Origin of the sequence: Arthrobacter sp. UCD-GKA, assembly GCF_001863355.1 — a bacterium.
In the GTDB taxonomy this organism is placed as follows: Bacteria; Actinomycetota; Actinomycetes; order Actinomycetales; family Micrococcaceae; genus Paeniglutamicibacter.
Genome location: NZ_MOLR01000012.1, coordinates 1 through 12,782 on the forward strand (window position 1 = coordinate 1; position 12,782 = coordinate 12,782).

A 12,782-nucleotide genomic window follows, 5' to 3' on the forward strand; every position below is an offset into this window, starting at 1 on the left:
GGGCAACCGGAAATACCTGCGCGAGCGCGGCATCCAATGCGTGATCCCCGAAAAGGACGACCAAAAGGCCAACCGGAAGCGCAAGGGCTCCGCCGGAGGACGTCCGGTCACCTACGACAAGGAGGCCTACAAGCGCCGCAACGTCGTGGAGCGCAGCTTCAACGCCCTGAAGCAATGGCGCGGCATGGCCACCCGCTACGACAAGCTCGCCCTGACCTACCGCTCGGCCGTGGTGCTCCACGCGGTGGTCATCTGGAGCGCCGCCCTCGAGAAATCACGATTGGGAGACACGCCCTAGGCGCCTTCGCAGAAGGGCTTCGCGTGCCCGCCGCACCGGCGACATCGGGCTTGTTCTTCACGAAATCCCTTCCCCGGCCCGGTAACATGGAACGGGGCACCCACGAGGGTGCCGGCAACGCAAAGTAATCCCGGGAGGGAATCGTGTCGCAGCCCATCGACGCTGGCGCCGTGCTTGGCGGCCGCTACCAGGTGACCGAATCGGTCTTGACCTCGGCAGACGGAGACCAGGTACTCAGTGGCATCGACCAGGTGCTCAACCGTCCGGTGAGCATCCTCGTCGGTTCAACGGCCAATGCCTCGCAGCTGGCCACGAGCGCGCGCGAAATCGCCACCGGTGAACGTTACGCCGCGGTGCAGGTCCTCGACCTCGGCATTTCCGAGGGCAACACCTATCTGGTGACCAACCTCGCAGAGCCGGCCGACCTTCTTGACCTGGTGGTCCAGGCCGACTCGCCGTACGTCGAACCGTTCTACACCGACACCCTGGGCACCGAGATCTTTGGCGTGTCCCGCTCCTCGGAGCCGGCGAGCTACGATGACGACGCCGAGTACTACGAGGACCAGCGCGCCCAGGAACAGCAGCGTCCGGCCATGCTGGACAGGCTTCCTGAAATCAGCCTCAACGAGAAGCTGAACAACATCAAGGGTCGTTTCACCCGCGGCAAGCAGGTCCCCCCGGCCGCAGCGCCCGTCGCGCCGCCCGCCACGGTGGGTTCGAGCACCGAACAGGCACCCGTGGTGCCCGCATCGTCGGCACCGTCGCCTGCAGCCCCCGTTGTTCCCTCCCCCGAGGCCCCCGCTGCCACCATGGCAGCGCCCCTCACTCCCCCGGCTCCGCCCGTTGCCAAGCCTGCATCCAAGGTCACCCGGATGGAGCAGCCGGACCATGCCGAGGAGCCCGTCGTGACTTCGGCGGCGGCCCTGGCCGCGGCGCAGAAGTCCCGCGGTATCACCGTCGACGAATCGGGCCAGCGCGTGCCCTCCAGCTTCCCGGTGGCGGCCCAGTCCTATTCGGAGCCGCTTGCCGACGAATACGAGGACGAGGAAGCCGGCGAGGGCGGAAAGAAAACCACACGCCTGCTGATCGGGGCATTGCTCTGCGCCGTCCTGGTGCTGGCCGTCGTTTTCGCCTACAACACCCTCGGCGGAGGCAAGCCTTCGCCCGTGGCCAACGCCACCCCCACGCAGAGCGCCACCGAATCAGGCAGCGCCAGCGGGGAAGCCTCACAGTCTCCCACTGCCGAGGCGGTCAAGCCGAAGATCGCGGACATCACGCGCATGGTCCCCGGAAACCAGGATCTCAACTCGGACACCGACAACACGCTGGCCAAGGCCATCGACGGCAACCCGGCGAGCCTGTACAAGTCCTACTCCTACACGTCCCCGCAGTTCGGCGGACTGGCTTCCAACATGGTGTTCATCGTGGAGCTGAAGAAGCAGTCCGACATCTCCGAAATCCAGTTGGAGGGCCTCAACGGCTCCGGCGGTTCCTTCGAGATCCGCGTGGGCAAGACCAACAACCTTTCCGATGCCAAGATGGTCTCCAGCGGCTCCTTCACGGGTCCGACGGTCACCGTCCCGGTCAGCGGCGAGGACGGCGACAGCGCCCAGGGGCAATACGTGTTCCTGAACGTCACCGAGCTGCCCCGCCGCGCCTCGGGAGCCAACGCCTCACGCCCGTACGGWCTGCAGATCGGCGAGTTCCGCGTCTCCTAGCCGGACCGGTCCGGGAATACCACCAAGGCATTCGCTGTTATGCCGCATAGCCCCTCTTCCCCGCGGTGTGTTTGAAACAAGACCGCACTTATGAAAGGTTTGCCCACCCGTGGCCACAGAAGCACAAGACGCCATCCGCAACGTCATCATCATCGGATCCGGCCCCGCGGGCTACACCGCTGCCGTCTACACGGCTCGCGCCAACATGAAGCCCTTGGTCATTGCCGGTTCGGTGACCGCCGGCGGCGAGCTCATGAACACCACCGACGTGGAAAACTTCCCGGGCTTCCCCGAGGGCATCATGGGCCCGGACCTGATGGACAACATGCAGAAGCAGGCCGAGCGCTTCGGCGCCGAGATCCTCTTTGACGACGTCACCGCCGTCGAACTGGCCGGCGACGTCAAGGTCGTCACCCTGGGCGACGGCACCGTGTACCGCGCCCACGCAGTGATCCTGTCCACCGGCTCCGCATACCGCGAGCTCGGGCTCCCCGACGAGAAGCGACTGGCCGGCCACGGCGTGTCTTGGTGCGCGACCTGCGACGGCTTCTTCTTCCGCGACCAGGAAATCGCCGTCATCGGCGGCGGCGACTCGGCCATGGAGGAAGCCCTCTTCCTGACGAAGTTCGCTTCCAAGGTCACCGTGGTGCACCGCCGAGATTCCCTGCGTGCCTCGAAGATCATGGCAGACCGCGCCCTGGCACACCCGAAGATCGAGTTCATCTGGGACTCCGAGGTCATCGGCATCTCGGGCGCCGAGAAGGTCACCGCCATGTCCCTCCGCAACCTGAAGACCGGTGCGGAGCAGGAAGTCGCCATCACCGGCATGTTCGTGGCCATCGGCAACGACCCGCGCACCGACCTCGTCAAAGACGTCCTCGACCTGACCGCCGAGGGCACGATCGCCGTTGACGGCCGCACCTCGAAGACCAGCCTGCCAGGCGTCTTCGCCGCGGGCGACGTCATCGACGCCTCCTACCGCCAGGCCATCACGGCAGCCGGTTCGGGATGCGCCGCCGCCCTCGACGTCGAGCACTACCTTGCCGATGTCGAAGCCGCAGCAACCGCAAACGCAGTCTCAGTCTCCAACTAATTTTTTCCCCAGCACGGGGAAGAGAACCTTAACGAAAGGTGCAAGCCATGAGCCAGACCAAAGACGTCACCGACGCAACTTTCCAGGCTGAGGTCCTTGAGGCCACCAAGCCGGTCATCGTCGATTTCTGGGCAGAGTGGTGCGGACCGTGCCGCCAGCTGACCCCGATCCTCGAGCAGATCGCCGCAGAGCACTCCGAGAAGATCGACGTCGTCAAGATCAACGTCGATGACAACCCGGCCATTGCCGCCAAGTACGGCATCACCAGCATCCCGGCCGTCTACGTCTTCCAGGGCGGCGAGCACGTTGCCACCTCGATCGGCGCCAAGCCGAAGCCGGTCCTTGAAAAGGAATTCGCTGCCTTCCTGTAAGGTTCGCGACTTTTCCGTCCGCTCGGTGCAGCCACTCCCTCGGGATGGCTGCACCGAGCTTTTTAGGCCCTCACCTCTCCCAGGGTGTAGTCGTGCTCGTCAACGATGGACACTGGAACAAGCTGGACGTTTAAACAAAAGAAATCATTTGTTTATAAGTGTTCTTTCGGAAAACTCTAGTTTCGCACCGTTATCACTTGCGATCGGGCCAGTTGCGATCACGATGGATGCCCATGCGTTGCTTCTCAATTGAAAGAATCCAGAGGATCACCGGAACGCAGGCGGGCCGTCTGCTTCGGGAGTATTTGATGCACCCAGTTAACCGGGCTCCGAATCGAAGGGCCGGCTTTCGCCGGCAGCAGTGCTGGCTCCGTTTGGTTCCGATACGAGGTGCGGAGCAATTTTGCCAACGTCCGCGGCTTTCGTCGACCACCCGCCGTGAATGAGATCAACGGACTGGTCCATCGCGAATATGTGCCGCAGCCAGAGCTGGATACCTCTGAATCGACAAGGCCGTGGTCCCGGGTGCAGCTGGTCCGCTCTTGTCTCGTCAGCTGTTTTCCCGTCTCAAGGGCAGGCATGGTCCATGGTCGCGGTGCCGATGTACGTGCCATGATCATCACCAGCCGGGTTGTCTCACACCAACCATTTCGTCATTGACCGGCGTCTTCGGGCCAAAGACCATGACCGCAAATTCCGACAACGACGACGTGGTGCCGGGTGCATTCAGCAGCCTCGGGCGCGGCCGTTTTCCGGTGGCGTTTTCTGGGCACCGCTACCGGATTGCCGAAACGGCCCGACCACGAAACCCTCCCGTTCTCGACGGCTTGCGCATGGTTTCGGGTCCTCGCTGCGCGTGGATGATTTGCGCCGGGGTCGTTCACGGAGCGCTAGTCCTCCGCCCATTACTCAGGGGCGAACCCGCGAATGTCCGGTCTCCCTAAGTGAGTAATCGTTGGCTTCGATGGAGCTTCCCATTGGGGATATTGCCATTGAAAGCAAGCCCCTCCGCTGCAGGGAACCGTTGTCCTGTCCGGATTCCAACTACCGGCAGAAGTCCAGGCAGGCCCATTCCCCAATGTTGCCGGTTCCTGGTTTGATCCCAAACCTGTTGCGGAAGATCGTGTCCACGATCATCGCGTGCGCATAGCCACCGCAGTCTCCATCATTGGACCCGGTTCTTCGACTGATAATGCGTAGCCGGGAACCACCGAGGCGGACAATTCTGCAGTGCCGTACCTTGGGTTACAAGGTTATTCCGGACAGCTTCCTGGAGGGACCGACCAACCACCACGCCTGTTAGGTGTATGTCGCGGGCTCGTCGGTTGTCGACAGCTGCTGCGGCCGCCTCGAACGCTCAGAGCGGCGCCAAGGGGGAAGATTGGCGCCGTTCCCGGGGATGCGCTCCCCCAAGTCCTTGGCGATCCCTGGCAGATCTAATACTCATCTGGGTGTTCTGCGTCGTTCCGTCATCCTCGGCACCGGCCCTATTTTCGCAATGCCGGAGCGGCATCATGCTTCAGGCAGCAGTGGTTCCCGGCGCAGGCCAGTGGACACTTGCCCAACTTGGGTCCACGGCCGAACCGGGGTCGGTCCAGGCATCCCGCCTTCGCACTGCCTGAGCCCTTCGGCCACTGGACGATGCTCACTGTCCCCTGGCCCTGGCCAACCGCCTGGGCGCCAACTTTTCAACCAATTCACAGGGCAGATTCACCGTTCCACCGGGTGGCACGCGCTCGAGAAAAGGCAATCCACCTCCATCATCAGAGCAAGGACTTCGGGTCCTGATGATCACGGCTTCCGCCGGCATGGGTGGCCACTGGTGACAATGTCGCGCCGTTGACCCCTCGAAGCATCCTGTATTCGTCCTGGCACAGCCAGTTTCCGCGGCAGCTATCCGACTCTCCTGGACCTCTTTTGTGGTGGGCACCCGCGACTGCGAGACTTCGCGCTGTCATGATTTCCCCTTCCGGCTGCGTCTTCCCGTGATGCCACGAGCCGTCTCCGTGCCTCCTCTGGGTGCGGCCTTAGACGTGCCATCAAGTCAGACCGGGCGCAGCTGGCGGGCGAGTCTGCGGCTGCGCGGCATCAAGCGAGGCCTCCGTTTGCGAGGGTGCGTCATTGGGCGAAAGGCAATCACTCGGAACTCCCGGACAAGAGGCCACGGGCAATTGTTTGCCAGGGCCGCCGGAGGCGCGCCAATGTCGCCATCGGCGCAAGACACGATCCGGGCAGGATCCCCCAGTCGGCCGGGGACGGCTCAGGCCGACGTTTTTGAAAAGACCCGGTTGTTTCACGTGAAACAAGCTCCCCGTAGCTTGAGAAGTGTCCAGTTTTGTCGCGAGAGGCCAGGGGTGCCTACGTCTGCCTGTTTCACGTGAAACATTTTTGAGGCCCGGCCGCGATCCCCTCGGCATTCGTCGTCATCCTGAAGGATGCCTAGCCGCATTCGCCCACGTTTCACGTGAAACATTCGCGGGCGAAATTCGAATGTTGAGTCATCCTCGAAGAACGTTCCTGGTTGCCGAATCAATCCGACTGGCTGTAGCGGCGGGGGTAGGTTTACCGGTCTGAGGAACCCACTGGAGCACCTCCTCGTTCATTGTTTCCTCTGCGGGGAGGAACCAGCGTCGTCGGCTTGCCTGCGGATTAGGAGACTCCTTGTTCGGAATCCCTGAGTGCGCTGGGCCTGGTTCATCACCTTCGTAGTCTGCAGCCGAGCGCACTACGGTCCGGTCATGAAGAGGACCGTACCAAGCGGGAATCCTCTACTCGTCTGCCTCGAGATGTGGGCGCAAGGCATTTCTCCAATAGTCCCCGATCTTCTGGATGGAAAGAAGGGGCGATCGGCTTCCCCCTTCTTCTCGTGGGTCGGGCGGAGCATTTTGAGTGCCTGGAACTCAGATATACCCCGTGGCTGAATGGGCTTCAATCCCTGCCCCGCGGAGTCCAGTTCAGGGAAATGGGCATCGGTACAGGCGATCCCTAAGCGAAAACGAAGTATGAAGTGCGGGAACTCCGGCGGACTCTCACGCCAGTGACCGGCGGGTCCCTATTCAAGAGGAGTTCTTCGTTGCGTCTGGAATCCTCACTTCGATTCATGCTTCATCCCCATCCTGGGTGTTTCGCAATTGGTACGACACTGACGATCGATTGCTCCAGGGAAGAGATGGAAACCTGATCCGACATATTGGTTCACGCTCGGGATGTCATCTCATCAAGTCCGGTTGAAGTTTGCTCCCACAAGCATCTAGCCCGCGGTTCCAATGGCCCGCAACAATACTTCCTTTGTGGGTGCCATCCGCACTGCTCATGTCGACACCGCGCTCGGGGGGCCTCTTTGCCCCGTCCGAGACACGCGGACACGCCCCTAGCGGTGCTTCCGGTGATTCTAAGCTGAGGCATTTGGGAAGGACGGTCATCGTTCTGCCTCGTGCACCCGATTCTATCCACAGCAACGCCGGTTGCCGGTTCACCTCCCTTCCTGCACGCAGTCTTCCGGGAGCGACGTGTCCTGCACCAATGTTCCGTCATCATCTCGGTCTGATTCTTCTCCGACGATCGCGTCTGGTCATTGGTCCTCGCCAACGGCGGCTGGCAGCGCTTCGACCAGATGGGCTCCCTGCCCAGTTAGGCGGGCATTGAGTGCGCCGTGCTTGCCTGTCGTTCTTGGGTGGCAGCATATTGTCCTTGGGAGCCGCCCACGGCGCTCTCGGACGGCATCCACGCTGCCTCTCAGACAGATTGCGAGGGTACCTCAGGGGTGATCCCTAAGCACCTACCCCGCGGGCATTCGCTCCACCTGCTGCGCGAAGGCTGGAGAAGGTGCCACTGATCGACGTCGTCGGCGTTCTGCAGTCTGTACGCACAGATGGACGGCCTGCAGCGGCTACACGTTGGCAGCCATGTCGACGCGTTCAGGGTCCCGAACATCCACCGCGAGACCTGGCTACAGAGTAGGTCCGTTCAGGAATGGAGGGAATCGATGTCTGCCCGTGGAATCCCTCATTGAGCATTGCTGGCCCTCGCACCAATATCGGTGGCCCCAACGGCAACGGCGGCTGCTCCCCCAGGGCACCGGTTTCTCGTGTTCAGCTTTCACTACATTGTCCAGATCAACCGAACCGTTTGACCGAAAAGAACCATGCGTTCCGCGCCGCTCACCTCCAACTGACCAACGTCCAGGAACGCGGATTATCTCCATTCCCTGGGGCGTCTTGCGGGTCCTTACGGCCCGCCGACTTCTAAACATATTTCTGCACCCACTACGAAACTACCGAGCGATTTCCGCTCTTTTGTCTCACGTTCGGGAAGGGTTGTTGCCGCGACCGCCCGATGAATTTTCGGACGACGGTGGGTGTGGTCGATTCCCTCCGTCGAAACCCGTTGCACGGCACGAATAGCTGTGCCGCGCTCGATGTGTTTCCTCCACCTGAGCGACGACGGGCGATTGGTAAGGAGCGCGGCATGGGACACCGTCGCTCTTGTCGCAGTTGCGCAGGAACCAGATGGCCGAAGACGGCCTGTGATCGGCCGTTGGCAGATCCTCTGCGACGAGGTCTCGACGAACAAGTGGGTTCCGGGTTGCCGGAAATGGATGCCCTTCTACATGGGCGTCGGACCTACGACACCTCCGCCTCGTACTGGACTCGGTAGGACGGGAACACCGCGCAATCGCTCAACCGTGTTCCGAAGTACGTGGCCTCCCGCCAAACACCGATCCTCGAATGGCACAACTCCACTCTGCTCGGACCAGATGTCCGTGAAGCTATACATGAACTGCATGACTGGCACGAGGACGTCCACGTCGTCGGCAGCCTCGATTTCGTGCAGATGCTCTTGACCGAGCAACTCTTCGATCGGTTGACACTCTGGGTGTGTCCCCGTCTTCTCGGCAGTCGAAAAGGCGGGGTTCGCCAATGGAGCGGTTCCGAAGAGCCTCTAACTCAGCGCACCGGTTGTCGGTTCGCCCAAGGGCAGCTGACGCACGGACACCACCTCGCCAATGGCACATCTGGTGTCGGTGAGATGCCATCCGACGGGCATGAGGGCTAGGGCGCAATTTTGGAAGCCTAGGCTGTGGTCGGGTCGAAGGACCGTGAATGACGGCTACCAATCAACATTTGCGGGATTCTTTTTCGTGGAGGGAACCAGACTCGCACCTTGCCATTTGGTGCTGACGGTCTGCCTTGCCTCCCTGAACCGAACCGATACCAACAGATTCCCTTCGTAGATGGTACTCGAACTGAATCTCAAGCTTGGGAGCTACAGTTCGTATTCGCACTCCCCCATCAATTGGATTGGTTGGTTCAGTTTCCATGGGTACGTGACCTGCCAGGGATGTACCTCTGCGTATGGTTGAAACATTGACGGTTTCATTCGGTCCAGGGTGGTCGCATGCAAACAGTAATACGTTCCATGCCAACCCCTGCGTCCACGAGACTGCGTTTCACGTGAAACATTTGATCCCAGGATCCGACTAGCGTCCACGCAGTTTCATCCGGGACGCCTACGTTGCGGGCACGTCTCCCCCTGACGGCGTTGGCTGTACTCATGCGTTGAAGTGAGATTCAAGATCCTGGCACCAATGTATTCCCAGGTCTTCCGGCTCCGCTTGCGCCCCCGTGTGGGGCGCATCCGCCGGCCCAAAGGATTTCTTTGCCGGCCCCGTCGTATCGTGCGAACCGACGCCATCGTCAGGCTCCCAGAGATGGCGCCGTTCTTCGAGAGACCTAAACTCAACCGGAGATGGATGAGCGAGCCGCATACGCGAGGCAATACGAACTGGCGCCGATCGATGAGTGGACCGGTGACATGCCGTCGCTCTGGGATATTCTCCCGATACAGGGTGCCAATCGACCAATGGTGGAGCCCTATGCACAACCGACGTTGAAAGGTTACCTCGGTCAGCTTGCCGGGTCGTTTTGGAACTACCGATTCTCTTGGGCGCAGCGGCATGCGACGGCAATCATGCCTGCCCATTCAAGTGTGGCTTCACGCGATGACAGGTCGAGAACGCTGTAGCCGCCATTCCGCACCTTGTGCCCAAGGTGGGCGTCCTCGGCAACGGTGCCGTCGACGGCCACGAGCACCGGGCCGACGTCCCCATCGATCCCACCACTGAAGATGTACACGCCTGCTGTCTTGGCCTCGCCTATGACGGCAGGCGCATCGCGGACCACCCAGTCGTAGTCCTGCTCGCGGAACATCATGGCCTCACCGTCGAACGAGATCAGGTACTTTGTCATTCGGTCACTTTCCTCATCAGGCACCGCCATGCCTCAATACCGCCCTGCGAACGATTCTGATGTCCAGCGCGATTCTGGCCCTTGCACGGGAGTATGGTCAAGGAAAAACGCCCTGGCCGAGGCACAACACCTGCTCGAGTGGTACAGCATGGAAAACGAGCTATCACACGATCACCCAAAGGTGCCTCACCATGCATCGTCTTGGCGTGATCCTGATCGACAGAAGATTTGCAGACTAATCGTGGCCAAGGTGTCCACGCCGGTGACCCGATCTGCAGCGGCTGTATGACTGTCAGACTCTGCTCGTAGTCGGCCAACTAGATGCACCCGCCAACCAGATCGACGTCCAAAACGTGGCTGGGTCAACACCAGCTCTTGGGAAATTTACGATATCAAAGGTGCGAACCACATCGGATATACCGGAACACCGCGCGGGAGCTAACAATGGCGATCTTGACGCTAGCAATACTGCCATCGTCCCCAGGTGCCTCGTGTGAAAAGGATTCTGAGTACTCGGCGCTTGGGGGACCACTCACTACTCTCGTTGGGCCATCGACTTTGCCGTTCGGGGGCCGGCGGCTGCTTGAACGGGGGCGACTGGCTTCCAACACGTCCTGCCATGCTGAACGGCGCCGATCTTCTCGCGCCCTTTGCTTCTTCAGATGCCGATCAAGATGCTCTCGTGCACGATGATGTCGATAACCACGCCGACGTCGATGCCGGAGCCGATCCGCTGGAGCCAGTCCTTCCTCAGGTACAGCGGACAGAGCACCGTCGAGCAGCAGCCGTGCTCCATGGGCTCGGGCAGCACTTGGAGACGCTTTCCGCCTGTGCGCTCCGAGAGCAGCCCATCCATCGCCGGCAGTATGGAAGCCGTATGCGCTTCCGGAAATCCACCGTGCCCATCGGCCCGGCCCGGGCAACACTTCCGTCTCACGGCCGGGACGGCTCACTGCATCGGCTCGGACATCTACCGACGACAACGTGGCTCCCAGCAAGGCCACCGGTGGTGTCCAAGGTGGAATATTTGTGTTTTCCGGGCGTGGTCCCCACCAACAAGATCGATGGCTCCCACAGGAGCAAATATTCACGACATCTAAGGTGCCTTGCAGGGATCTCAGACAATGAAGACCTACCCAGGCTAGCGGTTCCCAATAGGACGGGATCTGGAATCAGCAGGGAGCCTCGAAGTCACCAATCCCATGAGCCCTCGGTGTCTAGAGGAGCATTTCTGCCCAGACATTGACTTCTTATCCACCAAGGCCACTCCCCAGCCCTCTCACGGGGCTCTCAGGGGCCTCAGGATGCCACTGAGGGCCCGCGGGAGGGCGCAGGTGCCCTGAGCCCTCCGCCAGGCGTCTGCCTGGCCCACATGGGCGGAGGTGGCGACCCGGTTGGACGGAAATGCCCCGGCTTCAACCACGCGAGCGCCGCGGCTATCTGGAAACTGGCCGACTAGGATGCAAAATCGATCCCGTCGGCGCCAACGTCAGCTGGATGCCACGTTAAATCAAGATTGCAGTGTTTCACGTGAAACACTGCAATCTAGTTCGAGGGCCACGGCTACTTGGCTTCTGCTTCCGGCGACAAAACCCCCATGATGCGGTTCAGGTCGTCAACGCTGGCGAACTCAATACTTACTCGACCCTTCCGGGCCCCGAGCGAGATTTTGACATTTGTATCCAACCGATCAGAAAGTGACGTTGCCAAGAAATCGAGGCGCTCGTGGCGCTGCGTCTGCTTTGGCGCGGCCGCCTTCCGCGGTTTTTGTTGACCATCGCTCATGGCGACGGCTTCCTCCGTGGCACGCACCGACATGCCCTCATTGACGATTCGCTGAGCCAACTTTTCAATCTCAACCACATCGGCCAGCCCCAGCAGAGCGCGCGCGTGCCCGGCGGAGATAACTCCTACTGCAACTCTGCGCTGCACAAGAGCGGGTAGCTTCATGAGTCGAATGGTGTTGGAGATTTGGGACCTGGAGCGACCAATACGCTCCGACAGGACTTCCTGGGTGCAGGAAAACTCGCTCAGCAGCTGTTGGTAAGCGGCCGCCTCTTCGAGCGGATTGAGCTGCGAACGGTGCAGGTTTTCCAGCAAGGCGTCACGAAGAAGATCATCGTCCTGGGTTTCCCGGACAATCGCTGGAATCGTGGTCAGGCCGGCTGCCTGGGTGGCCCGCCAGCGGCGCTCACCCATGACAATCTCATAGGGCTCTTTGTCGTTTTCTCGCGACGGCCGCACGACAATTGGCTGCAGCAGCCCCACCTCGCGAATGGAATGGACCAATTCGTCCATGTGTTCTTCATCGAAGTAGGAACGGGGCTGCTTGCGGTTTGGGTGGATCTTATCAACGGCGATCTCAGCGAAACTGGCACCAGGTACGTCAACGAGGTTGTTGTCGACAGGTTCAACCACGTCGACCTCCCCTGCTCGACCTGAGGATGCAATGAGGCCCGGCATCTGAGCACGACGCTTCTTTGCCGCAGCGGACGGAGAGGTTGTGGAGGCAGACTTCTCGGCCGCGACTTCTTCCTCGGTCTTTCCGGGGACAAAGAACATGTCCACGGGGCGAGCCTTCTTGGCGCTCGAGGCGGTTCCCGATGCTTTGCGCTTTGGTGCTGTCAGGTCCGCGGTCTTCGCCGAGCTCGCGGTCTTCGTCTTGGATGTTTCACGTGAAACAATCTTAGGCGTTTCGTCCTCAGTCTCAACGACAGGGCTGCTCGAAATCAACGCACCTAGACCTCGTCCTAAACCACGTCGTTTTTCCGACATTGGATGTTACTCCTTTTCGACACCGTTACTACCTTGACCCAAGGCAATTCTACTGGCTGGCCATTGATTGTTAAGGACGCGGCTCACGGGTGTGGCTCGCACGCCGCTGAGAAGCGATGGTTCTGCCCCTACCAACCCCCAAGGTCAAGGGGTATGCCGTGATAGAAACCGTTTCAGGACGCGGAATCATTAAAACAACCTATTCCGAGAACATTCGGCCAAAGAATACTGTGAACCATCACAACACCGGCCACCGATCGAACAACCTGGGTTGCTCGG

The 12,782-nt window shown here is 60.8% G+C and carries 7 protein-coding genes; 4 read left to right on the forward strand and 3 right to left on the reverse strand.

The annotated features are described in order from the left end of the window. The 4 genes from BLJ79_RS18175 to trxA form a co-directional block, all read left to right on the forward strand. The coding region (locus BLJ79_RS18175; RefSeq protein ID WP_139194800.1) for a transposase at nucleotides 1-298 on the forward strand (298 nt) is incomplete at its 5' end. A 143-nt stretch (nucleotides 299-441) separates the two neighbouring features. Further along, on the forward strand, nucleotides 442-2,016 hold the full coding sequence (locus tag BLJ79_RS18180; RefSeq protein WP_071216198.1) for a hypothetical protein: 1,575 nt from the start codon (nucleotides 442-444) through the stop codon (nucleotides 2,014-2,016). Between the two features lie 109 nt (nucleotides 2,017-2,125). Then, nucleotides 2,126-3,109, forward strand: coding sequence for a thioredoxin-disulfide reductase (gene trxB, locus BLJ79_RS18185; protein WP_071216199.1), 984 nt, complete (start codon nucleotides 2,126-2,128; stop codon nucleotides 3,107-3,109). Between the two features lie 47 nt (nucleotides 3,110-3,156). After that, a complete protein-coding gene (trxA, locus tag BLJ79_RS18190; RefSeq protein WP_071216200.1) occupies nucleotides 3,157-3,480 on the forward strand; it encodes a thioredoxin in 324 nt (107 codons plus the stop codon). A 5,930-nt stretch (nucleotides 3,481-9,410) separates the two neighbouring features. Here trxA and BLJ79_RS18200 read toward each other — a convergent pair. The 3 genes from BLJ79_RS18200 to BLJ79_RS18210 all read right to left on the reverse strand — a co-directional run bounded on the left by BLJ79_RS18200 (nucleotide 9,411) and on the right by BLJ79_RS18210 (nucleotide 12,503). Further along, the gene (locus BLJ79_RS18200; protein WP_071216202.1) at nucleotides 9,411-9,728 is read right to left on the reverse strand and encodes a YciI family protein; all 318 of its coding nucleotides are present in this window, start codon (nucleotides 9,726-9,728) and stop codon (nucleotides 9,411-9,413) included. A 658-nt stretch (nucleotides 9,729-10,386) separates the two neighbouring features. Further along, the gene (locus BLJ79_RS23450; RefSeq protein ID WP_175475536.1) at nucleotides 10,387-10,539 is read right to left on the reverse strand and encodes a hypothetical protein; all 153 of its coding nucleotides are present in this window, start codon (nucleotides 10,537-10,539) and stop codon (nucleotides 10,387-10,389) included. A 752-nt stretch (nucleotides 10,540-11,291) separates the two neighbouring features. Further along, complete coding sequence (locus BLJ79_RS18210) at nucleotides 11,292-12,503, reverse strand: ParB/RepB/Spo0J family partition protein (protein WP_071216204.1); 1,212 nt, start codon at nucleotides 12,501-12,503, stop codon at nucleotides 11,292-11,294. Nucleotides 12,504-12,782: the final 279 nt, after the last annotated feature.